Genomic DNA, 18,398 nt, shown 5'->3' with positions numbered 1-18,398 from the left:
CCCCCGCAGGGGCAGGGGGCGGCCTGCTCGGTGGCGCCAGGATCAGCGCACCGCCCTGATCATCACGGTCAGGACCGGCGAGGCTGCTGAGGGCCGGCTCCGGCCGATGTCTTCGTATCCCCAGATTTCGTAGAGGCGGTGCACCTTTCCGTCTCCGGCGGCAGGGTTGACCATGAGGGTGACGTACGGCTCGTCACGGTCGGCGAGAAGGGCATCGTGGATGCGCCGGGCGGCGCCGGTGCCGCGCCAGGGGATGCGGACACCGATTTCCTTCAGGGCCACCGCATGCCGGTCGGTGTATTCAGCCGGCGGGTTAGGCGCGACGCGCTTCCACCAACGGTCTTCAGAGTCGACGGTGTTGGCGTACGCATACCCAATGGGATTGCCGTGCTCATAGGCGAGGACAGCTACCCAGCCAGGTTCCTCGGAGTGGCGGTCAAGGCGCTCCGCGAAGGCCGAGACGGCGTAGTTCGGAAGATGCAGGAGGTCGGCGCGGACATCGGCATACACATCCAGGAGATGTTGCCGGGCCGGTTCGAACGAGTGGAACGTACGTAGCTCGATGGTGGACGTCATGCCGATTCCTTCCGGGTGGCGTGCGTGCACTGGCTCCACATGCGGGCGGCCGAGCTGTCCGGTGCCAGGGCGTGAATCTTGGTGTTGAAGCCGCGGAGCATCCGGGCGACCCGCGGGTGGTGGGCAGCAATATCGACAGAGATCGACATGGCGGTGGAGACAGCCGGTTCCACGTCACCTTGACCAAGTTGGGCGCATGCCAGGCGAGTGGTGGCGATGGCCTTCGACCGTTGCATATGGGGCCGGAGAGCCGCCAAACACCGGTGCGCATGCGCTTCGGCCGTCTCGTATTCACCAAGTGCCAGGTAGCCGGTGAGCGCAAGAGAATCCAGCTCTGCCTGGTCGTAGAACGAGGTCATCCACACGGGACGGTCGGCACTGGGATCGGCGCGGTCCATCGCATCCTGGGCTTGGTCGAAGCCGCGCCGGGTAACCGTGACATTCCCTGCAACGCCTTGAATGGCAGCCTGCCTGGCCAAGCCGAGGGAAGCGAACAGTGGATCGCGACGCGCGATGGAGAGGCTTCGGGCAACGTCATTCGCAGCTAGAGCTTCGACTGGGCGTCCCATGTGTCGGTACAGCGTCCCAGCATGTGACCAGATACGGAATTTGATGGCAGGGTCGGCTGCCAATTCGGCAAGGGATTGCGCTTCCCGCATGTGAGCGATCGCGTCGTCGTAACGTCGACCGTCGATGGCCGCCCACATCGCCGAGGACCGGAATGCCGCCGCGCATCCGTAGACGTAAGCGCGGACCCGCTGACTCGCGCTCCCGGAATTCTGCAAGGCCAGGGCCTCTTTGGCGAGCGCCGCAGCTTTCTGCTCGATGCCGAGCCGACCGCCGTGGCGGTGATCGCTCACGATGATCTCGGTAAAGCGTTGTTGGAGCCGGACGACGTCACTTGTTCCGATGCGATGGCTGGAGGCGAACGCAGGTGTGGCCGAGGCAGCGGCTAAGGCCGTCCCGGCGGCGATGAAACGACGACGTTCCACGGCGACCTCCGGCGTTGTTTCGGGCACGGGCGACGGGGCACGGCCCCGCGGTACGAACCCTAAAGCGGTGGCAGGCAGGCCGGTGACCTTCTCCAGTGCGACCCGGGTCGCCGACTTGGGCCACCGCACCCGGCCCGCTTTCCAGTCACGGATCGATGAGCCGTCCAGTCCTCCGACTCTGCCGGTGAGGTCGCCAACTGTCGAATTCACAGCCTCTGCCAGCGAGTTAGAGCTGTAGCCGTGCTCCTTCATCCAAGCCTCAAGCGCCGTGTTCCGCGAGGTGTTCACGTACGCACGGTAGTCCCGCGATCACCAAATCGTCAGCCAAAGGGCCAGCCAAATCGCCCTAGGGGCTGTGCCGAAGCACAGCCCAATCTCCCTAATCACCTCGCCCCGGCACGGCGTTAGCTCGTCATAAGCCATCTGTCTCCGCGTCAGCAGCGCCTGGAGGACTGAACCACGATGTCGACTGACTCAACCGCCCGCCGCGCCCGCGCGGATGCCGCTCCGCCCCCGCGTGCGGCAGACGCCTTACGGATCGACGCCAAACCCCTGCCGCCCGAAGCCAACGCACTCCGCCGTCAGCAGGGCGACCCCGCCGGATGGGACGCCGTTCCCTCCCTGAAGATGTGGACGGTCGACGAGATCACGGGCAATGCGTGCCCGCGCTGCCACTGCGTCTACAGCCTGGCACGGGAGAAGGTCAGCGGTCCTGACGGGCGGCATGCCTGCCGGTTGTGCGCCGTCCTGCTCGGCGTCCCCGCGAGCACAGAGGCCGCGCTGTGAGTCCCAAGCAACTCAAGAAACTGCCGGAAGTCGGAGATGAGGTCGAATACGCCCAGGGGCGGTTGGCCATCGTGACCGACATCCGCAAGGGCATCCCTTACCTGCGAAAGCCAGGGATCCAGGAATGGCCGGTGCAGGACCTGACCACTTTGACGGTCAGGCGGACCCGAGACGAGCGAATCGCCGCCGATGACTTCCAATGAGAAAAGCAGTCCCCCAACTCCCGCTCCACCGGGAAGAGGACAACGGTCAAAGGGGGATCAACAAACCCCTTCGCGAACAACCATTGAGAGGAGCACAGCATGAGTCCTACACAAACCCCTGAGCGGGTAGAGCTGGGAAAGTTCTTCATGGTCAGCGTCGGTGAGTTCGAGAAAGGTCACGCAACTCCGGAGATGTTCTCCGCTGCCATCGATGCCGAATGGCATCGGCTGCTGGGCTCTCCTGAATACGTCGAGTTCAGCAGTCGGCACGCCGGGCAGCCCCTTGAGCACGTCAGCAGTTGTGGGACCGGACGCGTCTCCTGGATCGCCACATACGAGAAGCTGTTCGGCCCGCTCCCTGACATCTGGTTCACCGACGCAGACGGAACGGTCAACCACGAGGCCGCAGCCCGTTACAGGAAAACCGGTGAAGTCTGGGCCGCGTGGAACTGCTCGCCCGCGCCGGGAGACCCCGAAACCGTCCCACAACCGCAGAAGGTCACCATCCGGTGATCAACCCATGCATCGGCGGAGCGTCCCGGCCTACCGCTGGGGCGCTCCGTCTCGTCGAGAGCAGAACCAGCGAACCTCTGACGGTGGACGTCAACGAGTACGTCCGTGCTGTGGCCTCTCACTGCCCCTTTCTCGCACCGTCGGTGGCACGAGAGCTAACGGGCTGGACGGTGTACGAGATCTCCGGGGACGCCCAGGCAGTCGAGACTGAAGCCGAGGTGTTCCACGCAGGCGTGCAGGCCGCCGAGTGGATACGTCCGTTGACGAACCGTCGGCACGGCGCGCTCGTGTGCGAGAACATCGTGCTTCTGGGAGGCGACACCACAGCCCACCGCGGGCTGATGGCGTGGCCGCACTGGGCGCTGAAGCATCTCTACGGACCGGTGGGGCTGATGTTCGGCAAGTTCTGGGCGGATGAGGAGAGCACCGACCGACGGGGACGCCGCATTCCTGCCCCGCCGTTCTCGTTCCTCGCTGTGCGCTGCGCCATTCGTCCTGTCGACGCCCGGTTCCTTGCCGACACCCCGGACCTTGCACAGTCGCTCACCACAGCGGTGGATGACGGGCGCGATGTGTTTCGGGATCTCCCGTACGAGTGGAAGGCAGTGAAGAAATGCGCGAGTTCCCTCCTTTCCCCGCAGCGGCCCGTGCCACCGCCGAAGCCACCTGCGGCACCCCGGTCGAGCTGAAGGAGATCTCCGACCGGCGTGGAGCGGCGGTGTGGAAGGTCACCGGTCCCGATGGGGCGGTGGCGGTCAAGGCGGGCAAGGACGAGGGGACGGCCGCCACTCGGCGAGAGGCAGCGATCCTGCATGCGATCGGCTGGCCCGACTACCTCTTGGCCTCCGGCGAGGACGAGGCCCTTGCCTGGCTGGTGACCCGTTGGTTCAAGGGCCCGTCGACCTGGCAGGCTTTCGCGCCTGTGCGACGTGGTACGACCGCCGGAAGGACAGGCGCCCTCGTGGCAGCTGTGGACCTGTGCCGGGCCGTGGCTGAGCTTCACGCCTCCGGCTGGGTCCACTCCGACCTCCAGCCCTGCCACGGCATCCACGCCGACCATGGCGTACGGCTGATCGACTGTTCCTGGTCCTGGCGCGAAGGTGTTGAGCCGACCAGCGATTTCCGCGGCGGGCTCACCCACCTGGTGGCACCGGAACTGGCCGCATCCATCAACATCGGCATCCAGCCGGTCACACCCAGCATGGCCGCGGAGGTGTACGCCCTCACCGGGACCCTGTGGACGTGCATCACCGGTCGCTGGCCACTGGACTACGCCGCGGCGGGAATCGATCCCTCCCAGCTCACTCCGGCAGAAGTTCGCGCCCACATCGCCAACCGCCGCATCCCTCTCGACACCACAGCCCCCTGGCCGGCACTCCAGGGCATTCTGCGTCCGGTCCTCCTCGGCAGGGCTGCTGAGCGCCCAACGGCCATCGAACTCGCCGACGCCGTAGCCGAAGTAGCCGGGTGATGGAGTTACGAGAGCTCACCGAGGAAGATGCCCCCGCCCTCCAGAAGATCTACCGCGGCGCGTCCTTGACGTACATCGAGCGTCAAGGACTCAGCGCTGCCGAGGCCATCACCATGGTGTCGGACGCGCTTACCGGACCACACGGCCGCTGGGTGTTCGGCATCGCAGTCGACGATGACCTGGTCGGGAAGGTCAGGCTCCGTTGCCGTGCCGAAAGCCATGCCGCGATCAGTTACGTCCTGCGTGAGGACTCATGGGGCCACGGATACGCCACTCAAGCCGTCGCCGGCATGCTGCGTTACGCCTTCACCGCTACCGGGATGACGAGCATCGGCGCCCGGCACCACCCCGACAACACCGCCTCTGGTCGAGTCCTGCAAAAGAACGGGTTCACCTACCGGGGCACCTTTGGCGGGTGGCTGCTGTACGACCTCCGCAAGACCAACGGGTGGCATCCCCGGAGCCGTACACCGCTCCCTACGACCACGGCACCCGGACGACCCCCTCCTGGATCACCGACACCGCCAGTTGCCCGTCGGCGGTGAAGATGCGGCCCTGGCCCAGCCCCCGGCCGCCTCGCGCGGTCGGCGACTCCTGGTCGTAGAGCAGCCACTCGTCGGCGCGCAGCGGGCGGTGGAACCACATCGCGTGATCCAGGCTCGCGCCGACCACGTCGCCCACCGCCCAGCCGCCGCGGCCGTGGGCCAGCAGGATCGAGTCCAGCAGGGTCATGTCCGAGACGTACGTCACCAGGCAGATGTGCAGCAGCGGCAGGTCCTCCGGACCGTCCAGCTTGCCGTCGGTGCGGAACCACACCTGCGACCGGGGCTCCCGTGCCGTGCCCACGCTGCCGAACGGCGGCTCCTCCACGTAGCGCAGGTCGACGGCGGCCCGGGCCTCCAACAGCCGCTGGACCATGTCCGGTTCGCGGAACCGGTCGGCGTACCGCGGCAGCAGTTCGGCCTGGGTCGGCAGGGTCAGCGGATCCGGCGCCGCCGGCATCGGCTCCTGGTGTTCCAGCGCCGCCTCCTCGTGCGCGTGGAAGGACGCGGTGAGGTGGAAGATCGGCTTGCCGTGCTGGACGGCGACCACCCGCCGGGTGGTGAAGGACCGTCCGTCGCGGATCCGGTCGACGGTGTAGACGATCGGCGCGCCCGGGTCGCCGGGGCGCAGGAAGTAGGCGTGCAGCGAGTGCGGAATGGGGCCTCCCCTGCTCGACCGGAGTGGAGAGCTTGGGGAACGGTCGGCGGGGACGGTGCGGCCGGCCGCGACCAGGGCCTGCGCGGCGACCTGGCCGCCGAACACCCGGGGTACCACCGAGGCCCGGCTCTGGCCGCGGAAGATGTCCTGCTCGATCCGCTCCAGGTCGAGCAGATCGAGCAGCGCGTGCAAGGCGTCCGATGGCGATGCGCCGTTGCGCGATGCTTCGTTGCGCGATGCGTCGTTGCGCGATGCGTCGTGGTGCGATGCGTCGTTCACGTGCGTGGGCCCTTGCGCCCTTACAGGCCCATGGACTTGGCGATGATGGACTTCATGACCTCGCTGGTGCCGCCGTAGATGCGGTTGACGCGGTTGTCGGCGTAGAGGCGGGCGATCGGGTACTCGTTCATGAAGCCGTAGCCGCCGTGCAGTTGGAGGCAGCGGTCGATGACGCGGTGGGCGACCTCGGTGCAGAAGAGCTTCGCGGAGGCGGCCTCGGCCGCGGTCAGCTCGCCGGCGTCCAGGGCCTCCAGGGCGCGGTCGGCGACGGCCTCGGCGGCGTCCACCTCGGCCTGGCAGGCGGCCAGTTCGAACTTGGTGTTCTGGAAGGAGGCGACGGTCTTGCCGAAGACGGTGCGCTCCTGCACGTACTGCTGGGCGAACCGGACGGCGGCCTTGGCCTGCGCGTAGGCGCCGAAGGCGATGCCCCAGCGTTCGGAGGGCAGGTTCCGGCCGAGGTAGGAGAAGCCCTTGTTCTCCTCGCCGAGCAGGTCCTCGACGGGCACCTTGACGTCGACGAACGCCAGCTCGGCGGTGTCGGAGACCTTCAGGCCCAGCTTGTCGAGCTTGCGGCCGATCGAGTAGCCCTCGGAGGCGGTGTCGACGGCGAAGAGGGAGATGCCGTGGCGGCGGTCGTCCTCGCGCGCTGCGGAGGTGCGGGCGCACACGATGACGCGGTCGGCGTGCACGCCGCCGGTGATGAAGGTCTTGGAGCCGTTGAGGACGTAGTGGGTGCCGTCGGCGGAGAGCTTGGCGGTGGTCTTCATGCCGGCGAGGTCGGAGCCGGTGCCCGGCTCGGTCATCGCCAGGGCCCACATCTCCTCGCCGGAGACGAACTTGGGCAGGTAGCGCTTCTTCTGCGCGTCGGTGGCGAGCATCTGGAGGTACGGCAGGCCGAGCAGCACGTGGACGCCGGAGCCGCCGAAGGAGACGCCGGCACGGGCGGTCTCCTCGTACATCACGGCCTCGAACTTGTGCGAGTCGATGCCGGCGCCGCCGTACTCCTCGGGGACGCGGATCCCGAAGATGCCCAGCTCGGCGAGCTTGTAGTAGAAGTCGCGGGGCACCAGGCCGGCGGCGTACCACTCGTCGTGGGCGGGCACGACCTCGGCCTCGATGAAGGCGCGTATGGTCTCGCGGAACGCCTCGTGATCCTCGTTGAACACCGTCCGACGCATGCCCTTGGCCTCCTTCACCACCACACTAAGCGTTTGCTCAGCGAAAGCTACCCGCCGGTCACCAAAGCTGTCCAGAGCGGGGAAGGGGGCAGTCCCTCAGCCCGCCCGGCGCGACGCCACCACGCCCCGCGCGCCGTCCCCGGCCGCCTCCGGCACCTCGGCGTCCACCGCCCCGAACGCCCCCAGCGCCAGCCGGTGCAGCAGCCGCGCCATCTCCGTCCGGCCCGGGAGCGAGCCCGGGCGGCCCAGGTGCGGGGTGGAGTTCAGCAGGCCGAAGACCGCGTGCACGGCCGCCCGCACCTCGGACTCCGACGACTCGGGGTGGACCTGCCTCACGACCTCCACCCACAGCTCGACGTACTGCCGCTGGAGCTGCCGGACCCGCTTGCGGTCGGCCTCCCGGAGCCGGTCCAGCTCGCGGTCGTGCAGGGTGATCAGGGGGCGGTCGTCGAGCGCGAAGTCGATGTGCCCGTCGATCAGCGCGTCGAGCACCGCCGCGGGGCTCTCGCCGCCCTCCTCGACCCGCATCCGGCCGCCGGCCAGCAGTCGCTCGCTGATCCCGACCAGGAGTTCGGCGAGCATCGCGTCCTTGCCGGCGAAGTGCCGGTAGAGCCCGGGGCCGGAGATGCCCACGGCCGCCCCTATTTCGTCCACGCCGACGCCGTGGAAACCGCGCTCCGCGAAGAGCCGGGCGGCCTCCTTGAGGATCTGCTCGCGGCGGCTGGTCGGGGCGGGGGCATGCGCATTACTCATGCCGTCGATTGTAGACAGGCGGGTTAGTGGTCGTTAACCTGAGGGAAATGAGGTTAACGCCTATTAACCCGCCTGGCTCCGGGACACACCCCGTGGCGCCCGGCGGGCAGCCGACCGAGCGAGGGGGCCCATAGCGATGGAGGCCATCGAGCAGGCACCGGTGCTGGCCAGCACCGACGACCCGGCGTCCGACGCCTGGCGGGCCAACGAGGCCGCGCACCGCGAACTGGCCGAGCAACTGCGCGCGAAGCTGGCCGCGGCCCGGCTGGGCGGCGGCGAGAAGGCCCGGGCACGGCACACCGCCCGCGGCAAGCTGCTGCCCCGCGACCGGGTGGACGCGCTGCTGGACCCCGGCTCCCCCTTCCTGGAGCTGGCGCCGCTGGCCGCGGACGGGATGTACGGCGGGGCCGCGCCGGCCGCCGGGGTGATCGCCGGTATCGGCCGGGTCAGCGGCCGGGAGACCGTGATCGTCGCCAACGACGCCACCGTCAAGGGCGGCACGTACTACCCGATGACGGTCAAGAAGCACCTGCGCGCGCAGGAGGTGGCGCTGGAGAACCGCCTCCCGTGCCTGTACCTCGTCGACTCCGGCGGCGCGTTCCTGCCGATGCAGGACGACGTCTTCCCCGACCGCGAGCACTTCGGGCGGATCTTCTACAACCAGGCACGGATGTCCGCCGCCCGCATCCCGCAGATCGCCGCGGTCCTCGGATCCTGCACCGCCGGCGGCGCCTACGTACCGGCGATGAGCGACGAGGCGGTGATCGTGCGGAACCAGGGCACGATCTTCCTCGGCGGCCCACCGCTGGTGAAGGCCGCCACCGGCGAGGTGGTCAGCGCCGAGGAACTGGGCGGCGGCGAAGTGCACTCCCGCACCTCCGGGGTCACCGACCACCTCGCCGAGGACGATGCGCACGCCCTGCGGATCGTCCGCACCATCGTCGCCACCCTCGGCGACCGCCCGCCGCTCCCCTGGTCCGTCCGGCCCGTCGAGGAGCCCAAGGCCGATCCCGCCGGGCTCTACGGCGCCGTGCCGGTGGACTCCCGCACGCCCTACGACGTCCGTGAGGTCATCGCCCGGATCGTCGACGGCTCCCGCTTCGCCGAGTTCAAGGCCGAGTACGGCACGACCCTGATCACCGGCTTCGCCCACGTGCACGGGCACCCGGTGGGCATCGTCGCCAACAACGGCATCCTGTTCTCCGAATCCGCCCAGAAGGGCGCCCACTTCATCGAGCTGTGCGACCAGCGCGGCATCCCGCTGCTCTTCCTCCAGAACATCTCCGGCTTCATGGTCGGCCGCGACTACGAGGCGGGCGGCATCGCCAAGCACGGCGCGAAGATGGTGACCGCGGTCGCCTGCACCCGCGTCCCCAAACTGACCGTCGTCGTCGGCGGCTCCTACGGGGCGGGCAACTACTCGATGTGCGGCCGGGCCTACTCCCCCCGCTTCCTGTGGATGTGGCCCAACGCCAAGATCTCGGTGATGGGCGGCGAGCAGGCCGCGTCCGTCCTCGCCACCGTCAAGCGCGACCAGTTGGAGGCCCGCGGCGAGGAGTGGAGCGCCGCGGACGAGGCCGCCTTCAAGGACCCGATCCGCGCACAGTACGAGACCCAGGGCAACGCCTACTACGCGACCGCCCGCCTGTGGGACGACGGCGTCATCGACCCACTGGAGACCCGCCAGGTAGTGGGCCTGGCCCTGACGGCCTGTGCCAACGCCCCCCTGCCCCAACGGGACAGCGCAGCGCCGGGCTTCGGCGTCTTCCGGATGTGAGAGGACCTATGACCACCTTCGACACCGGCCTGTTCGACACCGTCCTGGTCGCCAACCGCGGGGAGATCGCGGTCCGCGTCATCCGGACGCTGCGCGCGCTCGGCATCCGCTCGGTCGCGGTGTACAGCGACGCGGACGCCGACGCCCGACACGTCCGGGAGGCCGACACCGCGGTCCGGATCGGCCCGGCCCCGGCCGCCGAGAGCTACCTCTCCGTGGAACGCCTGCTGGCCGCCGCGGCCCGCACCGGCGCCCAGGCCGTCCACCCCGGCTACGGCTTCCTCGCCGAGAACGCCGGCTTCGCCCGCGCCTGCACCGACGCCGGACTGGTGTTCATCGGGCCGTCCGCGGACGCCATCGACCTGATGGGCGACAAGATCCGGGCCAAGGAGACGGTCCGCGCGGCCGGCGTCCCGGTCGTCCCCGGTTCGTCCGGCAGCGGCCTCACCGACGCACAACTGGCCGCCGCGGCGCGGGAGATCGGCATGCCCGTACTCCTCAAGCCGTCGGCCGGCGGCGGCGGCAAGGGCATGCGCCTGGTCCGGGACGCCGCCCGGTTGGCCGACGAGATCGCCGCCGCCCGCCGCGAGGCCCGCTCCTCCTTCGGGGACGACACCCTGCTGGTGGAACGCTGGATCGACCGGCCCCGGCACATCGAGATCCAGGTCCTGGCGGACGGCCACGGCAACGTCCTCCACCTCGGCGAGCGCGAGTGCTCCCTCCAGCGCCGCCACCAGAAGATCATCGAGGAGGCCCCCTCGGTACTGCTGGACGAGGCCACCCGGGCCGCGATGGGCGCGGCAGCCGTCCAGGCGGCCCGCTCCTGCGGCTACCGCGGCGCCGGCACCGTCGAGTTCATCGTCCCCGGCAAGGACCCGGCCGGCTACTGCTTCATGGAGATGAACACCCGCCTCCAGGTGGAACACCCGGTCACCGAGCTCATCACCGGCCTGGACCTCGTCGAATGGCAGCTGCGGATCGCCGCCGGGGAACACCTGCCCTACGCCCAGGAGCACCTCTCCTTCTCCGGGCACGCCATAGAGGCCCGGATCTGCGCCGAGGACCCCGCCCGCGACTTCCTGCCGACCGGCGGCACCGTGCTCACCCTGCGCGAGCCCGGCGGCGACTGGGGGTCCCCCGGGTTCGAGCGAAGTGGAGAGCCGGGGGGAGTGCGCACCGACTCCGGCCTCACCGAGGGCGTCGAGGTCGGCAGCCGCTACGACCCGATGCTCGCCAAGGTCATCGCGCACGGCCCGGACCGGGCCAGCGCCCTGCGGAAGCTGCGGGCCGCACTGGCCGCCACGGTCACCCTCGGCGTGCCGACCAACGCCGGGTTCCTGCGCCGCCTGCTGGCCCACCCGGACGTGGTCTCCGGCGAGTTGGACACCGGGCTGGTCGAGCGGGTGGCGGCCGACCTGGTGGGCGACGCGGTGCCGGACGAGGTGTACGCGGCGGCCGCCGCGGTCCGGCAGGCGGCCCTGGAGCCGACGGCGGACGCGGCCGGCTGGCGCGACCCGTTCGCCGCGCCGACCGGCTTCCGGCTCGGCGGCGAGCCGGCCCCGGTGCGCCACTGGCTGCGGGTCCCCGGGCAGGACCCGGTGGCGTACGACGTCCGGCCCGGCGCCGCCCCGGAGCGCTTCGAGGTCACCGCCGACGAGGTGCGACTCACCGTCGACGGCATCCAGCACACCTTCCACCGCGGCGGCGACTGGCTGGGCCGGGACGGCGACGCCTGGCACGTCACCGACCACGACCCGGTGGCCGAGGCGCTGCGCGCGGCGGCCCGCGGGCACGGGGTGGACACCCTCGCCGCCCCGATGCCGGGCACCGTCACCGTCGTCAAGGTGGCCGTCGGCGACGAAGTCACCGCCGGGCAGGGCCTGCTGGTGGTGGAGGCGATGAAGATGGAGCACGTGATCTCCGCACCGCACGCCGGGACGGTCACCGAGTTGGACGTCACCCCCGGCAGCACGGTCGCCATGGACCAGGTGCTGGCCGTCGTCGCGCCCCACGAGAGCGCCGACGGCGAGGACGCCGGCACGGCCCCCGGCACGGCCCTCGGCACGACCCCCGGCACGGACGAGGAGGTGACGGCATGACCACGGACGGCGCACCGGTGACCGGGCTCCCCATGGAGGTGCCCGCGGAGGGCCTGCCCACCCGCGTGCGGATCCACGAGGTCGGCCCGCGCGACGGACTGCAGAACGAGCAGGCGGTGGTGCCCACCGAGGTCAAGGCGGAGTTCATCCGCCGGCTGGCCGCCGCCGGCCTGCCGCTGATCGAGGCGACCAGCTTCGTGCACCCCAAGTGGGTGCCCCAACTCGCCGACGCCGAAGCGCTGTTCCCGATGCTGGACGGGCTGGACCCGCGGCGGCTGCCGGTGCTGGTGCCCAACGAGCGGGGCCTGGCCCGTGCCCTGGCCCTGGGCGCCCGCCGGATCGCGGTGTTCGCCAGCGCCACCGAGTCGTTCGCCAAGGCCAACCTCAACCGCACGGTCGACGAGGCGCTGGCGATGTTCGAGCCGGTCGTCCGGCGGGCCCGGGACGAGAAGATCCACGTCCGCGGCTACCTGTCGATGTGCTTCGGCGACCCCTGGGAGGGCCCGGTGCCGATCGCCCAGGTCGTCCGGGTCTGCCGGGCCCTGCTCGACCTGGGCTGCGACGAGCTGAGCCTGGGCGACACCATCGGCGTGGCCACCCCCGGCCACGTCCAGCACCTGCTCGCCGCCCTCAACGAGGCGGGCGTGCCCACCTCCCGGCTGGGCGTCCACTTCCACGACACCTACGGGCAGGCCCTCGCCAACACCTTCGCCGCGCTCCAGCACGGCGTCACCACCGTCGACGCCTCCGCCGGCGGCCTGGGCGGCTGCCCGTACGCCAAGAGCGCCACCGGCAACCTCGCCACCGAAGACCTCGTGTGGATGCTGCACGGCCTGGGCATCGAGACCGGCGTCGACCTGGGGCGGCTGACCGAGGCCAGCGTCTGGTTGGCCGGGGTCCTGGGCCGCCCCAGCCCCTCGCGCACCGTCCGTGCCCTCTCCCCCAAGGAGTGACCATGTCCCTGGACCACCGCCTGCCCGACGAGCTGGAAGAACTCCGGCGCACGGTCGAGGCGTTCGCGCACGACGTCGTCGCCCCGGAGATCGGCGCGTACTACGAGCAGCACGCCTTCCCGTACGACATCGTCCGCCAGATGGGCCAGATGGGCCTGTTCGGCCTGCCGTTCCCCGAGGAGTACGGCGGGATGGGCGGCGACTACCTGGCGCTCGGCATCGCCCTGGAGGAGCTGGCCCGGGTCGACTCCTCGGTGGCGATCACCCTGGAGGCCGGCGTCTCGCTCGGCGCGATGCCGCTCTACCGCTTCGGCACGGAGGAGCAGAAGCAGGAGTGGCTGCCGAAGCTGTGCAGCGGGGAGCTGCTGGGCGCCTTCGGCCTCACCGAACCGGACGGCGGCTCGGACGCCGGCGCCACCCGTACCACCGCGGTCCGCGACGGCGAGGACTGGGTGATCAACGGCAGCAAGTGCTTCATCACCAACTCCGGTACGGACATCACCGGCCTGGTGACGGTCACCGCGGTCACCGGCCGCAAGGCCGACGGCTCCCCGCTGATCTCCGCGATCATCGTGCCGGCCGGCACCCCCGGCTTCACGGTCGCCGCCCCGTACTCCAAGGTCGGCTGGAACGCCTCGGACACCCGTGAGCTGTCCTTCGCGGACGTCCGCGTCCCGGCCGGCAACCTCGTCGGCGAGGAGGGCCGGGGCTACGCGCAGTTCCTGCGGATCCTCGACGAGGGCCGGATCGCCATCGCCGCACTGGCCACCGGCCTCGCCCAGGGCTGTGTGGACGAGTCGGTGCGGTACGCCAAGGAGCGGCACGCCTTCGGCCGCCCGATCGGCGCCAACCAGGCCATCCAGTTCAAGCTGGCCGACATGGAGATGCGCGCCCACACCTCCCGGCTGGCCTGGCGCGACGCCGCCTCCCGGCTGGTGCACGGCGAGCCGTTCAAGAAGGAGGCGGCGCTCGCCAAGCTCTACTCCTCCGAGATCGCGGTGGACAACGCCCGCGAGGCCACCCAGATCCACGGCGGCTACGGCTTCATGAACGAGTACCCGGTCGCCCGGATGTGGCGGGACGCCAAGATCCTGGAGATCGGCGAGGGCACCAGCGAGGTCCAACGGATGCTGATCGCCCGGGAGTTGGGCTTCTAGGGGAGCACCTCTCGGGTGGGGCGCATCCCGCGTACCCCTCGGATGGGGCACACCCCTCGGGGGCGGGCGAACAGATCCCCTAGGGGGTGACAGCGCCCCCTGTGGGGCCACAACGGGGCGGGGCCGGGAGGGTATTCCCGGCCCCGCCCCGCGTCCGTCACCGTGCCGGCCACGCCACCTCGGGCGCCCGGTAATAGTGGATGCCCTGGGCGTCCCACCGCGGCCCCTGCGCGGCCAGCCGCGCCCGGTACCCGTCCCAGCCGTGCGTCCGGGCCGGCGACCAGCCCAACTCGGCGATGCCGGGCAGCCGCGGGAAGGCCATGTACTCAATGTTCGCCGAGGTCGTCAGGGTCTCCGACCAAAGGGGTGCCTCGACGCCCAGGACCGCCGAGCCGGGCGCACCGTCCAGGTACGTCCCCGGGTCCCATTCGTAGGCGCGCCGGACGTTCACGTAACCGGCCCAGGTCAGGCCCAGCGGGGTGTCCTTGTCGTACTTCATGTCGAGGTAGGCCCGGTCGGCGGGCGAGAGGATCAGCCCCGTCCCGTGCTTCGCGGCGTCGGCGACCTGCGCGCGCTCCTCCGCCCCCGTCTTGTCGTAGCCCCAGTACTGGGCGACGGCGCCCTTGACCGGGTGCGCCCCGGTCAGCTGGTGCCAGCCGACCACCGTCTTGCCGTATTTGGCGACCACCGGCTGCACCTTGTCCATGAAGGTGACGTAGTCCGCGTGGCTGGTGGAGTGCGCCTCGTCGCCGCCGATGTGGAGGTAGCGGCCGGGGGTGAGCGCGGCGATCTCCCGGATGACGTCGTCGACGAAGTCGTAGGTGACCTTCTTGGGCACGCACAGCGAGCTGAAGCCGACCTTGGTGCCGGTGTAGAGCGGCGGCGCCTCGCCGTTGCAGTTGAGGTCGGCGTACGAGGCGAGCGCGGCGTTGGTGTGGCCTGGCAGGTCGATCTCGGGGATCACCGTCAGGTAGCGGCTGGCGGCGTAGCGGACGATCTCGCGGTAGTCGTCCTTGGTGTAGTGGCCGCCGCGGCCGCCGCCGACCTGGGTGCTGCCGCCGTAGGTCGCCAGCCGCGGCCAGGAGTCGATCGCGATCCGCCAGCCCTGGTCGTCGGAGAGGTGGAGGTGCAACTTGTTGATCTTGTACTGGGCGAGCTGGTCGATGTACCGCTTGACCTGCTCGACGGTGAAGAAGTGCCGGGAGACGTCCAGCATCGCGCCCCGGTAGGCGTAGCGCGGGGTGTCGGAGATCGTCCCGCCGGCGATCCGCCAGGGTCCGGGCTGCCGGCTCTTCTTCTCGACGGCGGCCGGCAGCAACTGGCGGAGGGTCTGGACGCCGTGGAAGAGGCCGGCCGGGCGGGCGGCGCTGATGGTGACCGCGCGGCCGCCGGAGGTCAGCCGGTAGCCCTCCGCGCCGAGGCCGCGGGTGTCCCGGCCGCCGAGCCGGAAGACGATGCCGTCCGCGCCGCCGCGGGTGGTGACCGGCAGCGAGAAGCCGGTGGCCGGCCGCAGCAGCCCGGCCAGGTAGCCGGCGATCTGCCGGGCCTCGCCGGAGTTGCCGGGCACCCGGATCCGGGTGCCCGTGCCGATCGTGTACGCGTCGCCGGCCGGGCGGACCGAGGCGGGGGCCGGGATCACCCGGTCCAGTGGGGTGGCGGCGGGCGCCGCGGCGCCCTGCGACGGCACGGCGGCGGTCACCGTGCCGGCCGCCGCGACCAGCAGCAGCGAGAACAGGAGTCTGCGTCGTCTCATGGACGGTCCCTTCGGCGAGCTTGGTCAGCGGCACGTGGTGCGGGGCGTTCTGCGGGCGGCGCGCCCGGCGGCGCGCGTTCCGCATGGCATGGAGCGACCGGACGGTGACCATGCGTACCGCGCGCCCGGTTGCCGGTCAAGGTGTAGACCAGTTTCCGGGCGCGTTCGGCTCTAGCTGCCCGATATCGGGCAGATTTCTTGCGATTCTCCGCGCGGCCCCGCAATATCGACGGGTGCTCGAACGCCGTCCGTCCCACGAGGACCTCATCGACCACCTGGTCCGCAGCACGCCGCTACAGCGCGGCGAAGCGGCCCGGGTGGTGCTGGACGTGCTGGCGTACTTCGACGAGAGCACGGAGGGGTTCGTCCGCCGCAGACACCGCGAGCTGCAGTCCCAGGGACTGCGGAACGAGGCGATCTTCGAGCGGATCGCACACGAGCTGCCGCACCGCGCCGTGTCCCCACCGCCGCTCTCACTGCGCCAGCTGCGCCGCCTGGTCTACGGCTGACGGCCTCCGGAGCCGAAACCGGCCCCGGACCGGCCAGGGACGGCCGAGCCCCCATGAACGCCAACGAGAAGGGTCACCGTATGTGCGGGATCGTCGGATACATCGGCAAGCGCGATGTCGCGCCGCTGCTCCTTGAGGGCCTCCAGCGCCTGGAGTACCGCGGCTACGACTCGGCCGGCATCGCCATCCACGCCAAGGGCACCGGCAAGGCCGCCGGCGGTCTGAAGACCGCCAAGGCCAAGGGCCGGGTCCGGGAGCTGGAGTCCCGCCTGCCGAAGCGCTTCGCCGGCTCCACCGGCATCGCGCACACCCGCTGGGCCACCCACGGCGCCCCCACCGACGAGAACGCCCACCCGCACCTCGACACCGAGGGCAAGGTCGCGCTCGTCCACAACGGCATCATCGACAACGCCGCCGACCTGCGCGCCCGGCTGACCGCCGACGGCGTCGTGTTCGCCTCCGAGACCGACACCGAGGTGCTGGCCCACCTCATCGGTCGCTCCACCGCCCCGACGCTGGAGGAGAAGGTCCGCGAGGCGCTCCGCCACGTCGAGGGCACCTACGGCATCGCCGTCCTGCACGCCGACTTCGCCGACCGCATCGTGGTCGCCCGCAACGGCTCCCCGGTCGTCCTGGGCATCGGCGAGCACGAGATGTTCGTCTCCTCCGACGTCGCCGCGCTGGTCTCGCACACCCGCCAGGTCGTCACCCTCGACGACGGCGAGATGGCCACCCTCAAGGCCGACGACTACCGCACGTACACCACCGAGGGCTCCCGTACGACGGCGACGCCGGAGACCGTCGAGTACGCGGCCGAGTCGTACGACCTGGGCGGCCACGACACCTACATGCACAAGGAGATCTCCGAGCAGGCGGAGGCGGTGGACCGGGCGCTGCGCGGCCGGATCGACGACCGCTTCTCCACCGTCCACCTCGGCGGCCTCAACCTCGACGCCCGCGAGGCGCGTGCGGTGCGCCGGGTGAAGATCCTGGGCTGCGGCACCTCGTACCACGCCGGTCAGATCGGCGCCCAGATGATCGAGGAGCTGGCCCGCATCCCCTCGGACGCCGAGCCGGCCTCCGAGTTCCGCTACCGCAACCCGGTCGTGGACCCCGACACCCTCTACGTCGCCGTCTCCCAGTCCGGTGAGACCTACGACGTGCTGGCCGCCGTCCAGGAGCTCAAGCGCAAGGGCGCCCGGGTGCTGGGTCTGGTGAACGTGGTCGGCTCGGCGATCGCCCGGGAGACCGACGGCGGCATCTACGTCCACGCAGGACCCGAGGTCTGCGTGGTCTCCACCAAGTGCTTCACCAACATGGTGGTCTCCTTCGCGCTGCTCGCCCTGCACCTGGGCCGGATCCGGGACCTGTCGGTCGCGGACGGCAAGCGGATCATCGAGGGCCTGCGGAAGCTGCCCGGCCAGATCGACGAGATCCTCAAGGGCGAGGACGAGATCAAGGAGCTCTCGGCCCAGTACGCCGACGCGAAGTCGATGATGTTCATCGGCCGGGTGCGCGGCTACCCGGTGGCCCGCGAGGCGTCGCTGAAGCTCAAGGAGGTCTCGTACATCCACGCCGAGGCGTACCCGGCCTCTGAGCTCAAGCACGGCCCGCTGGCGCTGATCGAGCCGGCGATGCCGACGGTCGCGATCGTGCCGGACGACGACCTGCTGGAGAAGAACCGCGCCGCGCTGGAGGAGATCAAGGCCCGCAGCGGCCGGATCCTCGCCGTCGCCCACACCGAGCAGGAGAAGGCCGACCACACCATCGTGGTGCCGAAGAACGAGCCCGAGCTGGACCCGATCCTGATGGGCATCCCGCTCCAACTCCTCGCCTACCACACGGCGTTGGCCCTGGGCCGGGACATCGACAAGCCCCGCAACCTCGCCAAGTCCGTCACGGTGGAGTAGGCCCGCAAAAACAGGCGCTGGCTCCGCGTGCGTGCCACCGTACGCACGCGGAGCCGGCACCTCCCCTTTGCCGGCGTCGCCCATTACGCCGGCGGGATGCCGCCGCCCCGGGATCCGTCACGTCCCGGCCGGCAGCACGTCGCTGTGACCGTTTTCTACCCGTCACAAGCGCACAACCAACCTCCGGACGGCAACCGGGCTTCCGTTGCCCACAATCCCCATGACGCCCCCTCAACTGTGGACATGTCGCGGAGAGTCGATCAACGAGGGGCACGCACAAGGGAGTTCG

At 70.4% G+C, this 18,398-nt stretch carries 18 protein-coding genes; 12 read left to right on the top strand and 6 right to left on the bottom strand.

The features are described 5' to 3' along the window. Nucleotides 1-42 precede the first annotated feature (42 nt). Together ACFVT2_RS15495 and ACFVT2_RS15490 are read right to left on the bottom strand one after the other, a co-directional pair. A complete protein-coding gene (locus ACFVT2_RS15495; RefSeq protein WP_390017260.1) occupies nt 43-576 on the bottom strand; it encodes a GNAT family N-acetyltransferase in 534 nt (177 codons plus the stop codon). Continuing rightward, nucleotides 573-1,856, bottom strand: a complete 1,284-nt coding sequence (locus ACFVT2_RS15490) for an XRE family transcriptional regulator (RefSeq protein ID WP_390017258.1) — start codon at nt 1,854-1,856, stop codon at nt 573-575. Before ACFVT2_RS15490 ends, ACFVT2_RS15495 begins: the two co-directional genes overlap by 4 nt. A gap of 174 nt (nt 1,857-2,030) precedes the next feature. Between ACFVT2_RS15490 and ACFVT2_RS15485 the strand changes: the two genes are divergently transcribed. From ACFVT2_RS15485 to ACFVT2_RS15460, 6 genes are all read left to right on the top strand, one after another. Continuing rightward, complete coding sequence (locus tag ACFVT2_RS15485; RefSeq protein WP_390017255.1) at nt 2,031-2,354, top strand: hypothetical protein; 324 nt, start codon at nt 2,031-2,033, stop codon at nt 2,352-2,354. Next, complete coding sequence (locus ACFVT2_RS15480) at nt 2,351-2,557, top strand: hypothetical protein (RefSeq protein WP_390017253.1); 207 nt, start codon at nt 2,351-2,353, stop codon at nt 2,555-2,557. Before ACFVT2_RS15485 ends, ACFVT2_RS15480 begins: the two co-directional genes overlap by 4 nt. Nucleotides 2,558-2,656: 99 nt before the next feature. Further along, the gene (locus ACFVT2_RS15475) at nt 2,657-3,070 is read left to right on the top strand and encodes a hypothetical protein (protein ID WP_390017251.1); all 414 of its coding nucleotides are present in this window, start codon (nt 2,657-2,659) and stop codon (nt 3,068-3,070) included. 83 nt (nt 3,071-3,153) lie between these two features. Beyond that, nucleotides 3,154-3,759, top strand: coding sequence for a DUF6875 domain-containing protein (locus ACFVT2_RS15470; RefSeq protein ID WP_390017248.1), 606 nt, complete (start codon nt 3,154-3,156; stop codon nt 3,757-3,759). A gap of 29 nt (nt 3,760-3,788) precedes the next feature. Continuing rightward, nucleotides 3,789-4,541, top strand: a complete 753-nt coding sequence (locus ACFVT2_RS15465; protein ID WP_390017245.1) for a hypothetical protein — start codon at nt 3,789-3,791, stop codon at nt 4,539-4,541. Further along, entirely contained in the window at nt 4,541-5,086 is a 546-nt protein-coding gene (locus ACFVT2_RS15460; protein ID WP_390017242.1) for a GNAT family N-acetyltransferase, read from the top strand. The genes ACFVT2_RS15465 and ACFVT2_RS15460 overlap by 1 nt, the downstream gene beginning before the upstream one ends. Here ACFVT2_RS15460 and ACFVT2_RS15455 read toward each other — a convergent pair. The 3 genes from ACFVT2_RS15455 to ACFVT2_RS15445 form a co-directional block, all read right to left on the bottom strand. After that, complete coding sequence (locus ACFVT2_RS15455; protein WP_390017476.1) at nt 5,019-5,933, bottom strand: acyl-CoA thioesterase; 915 nt, start codon at nt 5,931-5,933, stop codon at nt 5,019-5,021. The two genes, ACFVT2_RS15460 and ACFVT2_RS15455, sit on opposite strands and share 68 nt — an antisense overlap. Nucleotides 5,934-6,040: 107 nt before the next feature. Further along, the gene (locus ACFVT2_RS15450) at nt 6,041-7,198 is read right to left on the bottom strand and encodes an acyl-CoA dehydrogenase family protein (protein ID WP_390017239.1); all 1,158 of its coding nucleotides are present in this window, start codon (nt 7,196-7,198) and stop codon (nt 6,041-6,043) included. A 96-nt stretch (nt 7,199-7,294) separates the two neighbouring features. Further along, on the bottom strand, nt 7,295-7,951 hold the full coding sequence (locus tag ACFVT2_RS15445; protein WP_390017237.1) for a TetR/AcrR family transcriptional regulator: 657 nt from the start codon (nt 7,949-7,951) through the stop codon (nt 7,295-7,297). Nucleotides 7,952-8,096: 145 nt separating this feature from the next. Here ACFVT2_RS15445 and ACFVT2_RS15440 point away from each other — a divergent pair, with 145 nt between their 5' ends. From ACFVT2_RS15440 to ACFVT2_RS15425, 4 genes are read left to right on the top strand one after another with little or no spacing between them, the layout of a single operon-like run. Next, nucleotides 8,097-9,728 carry a carboxyl transferase domain-containing protein gene (locus ACFVT2_RS15440; RefSeq protein ID WP_390017474.1) on the top strand — a complete coding sequence of 544 codons (1,632 nt, stop codon included), beginning with the start codon at nt 8,097-8,099 and terminating at the stop codon, nt 9,726-9,728. 8 nt (nt 9,729-9,736) lie between these two features. After that, nucleotides 9,737-11,827, top strand: a complete 2,091-nt coding sequence (locus ACFVT2_RS15435) for a biotin carboxylase N-terminal domain-containing protein (protein ID WP_390017234.1) — start codon at nt 9,737-9,739, stop codon at nt 11,825-11,827. Beyond that, on the top strand, nt 11,824-12,780 hold the full coding sequence (locus ACFVT2_RS15430; protein ID WP_390017232.1) for a hydroxymethylglutaryl-CoA lyase: 957 nt from the start codon (nt 11,824-11,826) through the stop codon (nt 12,778-12,780). The genes ACFVT2_RS15435 and ACFVT2_RS15430 overlap by 4 nt, the downstream gene beginning before the upstream one ends. A gap of 2 nt (nt 12,781-12,782) precedes the next feature. Further along, complete coding sequence (locus ACFVT2_RS15425) at nt 12,783-13,937, top strand: acyl-CoA dehydrogenase family protein (protein ID WP_390017229.1); 1,155 nt, start codon at nt 12,783-12,785, stop codon at nt 13,935-13,937. 157 nt (nt 13,938-14,094) lie between these two features. Here ACFVT2_RS15425 and ACFVT2_RS15420 read toward each other — a convergent pair whose 3' ends face one another. Beyond that, entirely contained in the window at nt 14,095-15,690 is a 1,596-nt protein-coding gene (locus ACFVT2_RS15420; RefSeq protein ID WP_390017226.1) for a beta-N-acetylhexosaminidase, read from the bottom strand. 233 nt (nt 15,691-15,923) lie between these two features. Here ACFVT2_RS15420 and ACFVT2_RS15415 point away from each other — a divergent pair, with 233 nt between their 5' ends. Together ACFVT2_RS15415 and glmS are read left to right on the top strand one after the other, a co-directional pair. Continuing rightward, a complete protein-coding gene (locus ACFVT2_RS15415; RefSeq protein ID WP_016574541.1) occupies nt 15,924-16,199 on the top strand; it encodes a hypothetical protein in 276 nt (91 codons plus the stop codon). An 80-nt stretch (nt 16,200-16,279) separates the two neighbouring features. Further along, nucleotides 16,280-18,109, top strand: a complete 1,830-nt coding sequence (glmS, locus tag ACFVT2_RS15410) for a glutamine--fructose-6-phosphate transaminase (isomerizing) (RefSeq protein WP_390017471.1) — start codon at nt 16,280-16,282, stop codon at nt 18,107-18,109. Nucleotides 18,110-18,398 lie beyond the last annotated feature (289 nt).

It is taken from the genome of Streptomyces sp. NPDC058000, from assembly GCF_042886435.1.
Taxonomy (GTDB): Bacteria; Actinomycetota; Actinomycetes; order Streptomycetales; family Streptomycetaceae; genus Streptomyces.
This window is presented reverse-complemented; position numbering and strand designations above follow the sequence as displayed.

Excerpts from the sequence above, each read along its gene's own strand:
- ACFVT2_RS15495 (WP_390017260.1), bottom strand. The coding sequence starts at position 576 with ATGACGTCCACCATCGAGCTACGTACGTTCCACTCGTTCGAACCGGCC.
- ACFVT2_RS15485 (WP_390017255.1), top strand. The coding sequence starts at position 2,031 with ATGTCGACTGACTCAACCGCCCGCCGCGCCCGCGCGGATGCCGCTCCG.
- ACFVT2_RS15475 (WP_390017251.1), top strand. The coding sequence starts at position 2,657 with ATGAGTCCTACACAAACCCCTGAGCGGGTAGAGCTGGGAAAGTTCTTC.
- ACFVT2_RS15460 (WP_390017242.1), top strand. The coding sequence starts at position 4,541 with ATGGAGTTACGAGAGCTCACCGAGGAAGATGCCCCCGCCCTCCAGAAG.
- ACFVT2_RS15450 (WP_390017239.1), bottom strand. The coding sequence starts at position 7,198 with ATGCGTCGGACGGTGTTCAACGAGGATCACGAGGCGTTCCGCGAGACC.
- ACFVT2_RS15445 (WP_390017237.1), bottom strand. The coding sequence starts at position 7,951 with ATGAGTAATGCGCATGCCCCCGCCCCGACCAGCCGCCGCGAGCAGATC.
- ACFVT2_RS15435 (WP_390017234.1), top strand. The coding sequence starts at position 9,737 with ATGACCACCTTCGACACCGGCCTGTTCGACACCGTCCTGGTCGCCAAC.
- ACFVT2_RS15430 (WP_390017232.1), top strand. The coding sequence starts at position 11,824 with ATGACCACGGACGGCGCACCGGTGACCGGGCTCCCCATGGAGGTGCCC.
- ACFVT2_RS15425 (WP_390017229.1), top strand. The coding sequence starts at position 12,783 with ATGTCCCTGGACCACCGCCTGCCCGACGAGCTGGAAGAACTCCGGCGC.
- ACFVT2_RS15420 (WP_390017226.1), bottom strand. The coding sequence starts at position 15,690 with ATGAGACGACGCAGACTCCTGTTCTCGCTGCTGCTGGTCGCGGCGGCC.
- glmS (WP_390017471.1), top strand. The coding sequence starts at position 16,280 with ATGTGCGGGATCGTCGGATACATCGGCAAGCGCGATGTCGCGCCGCTG.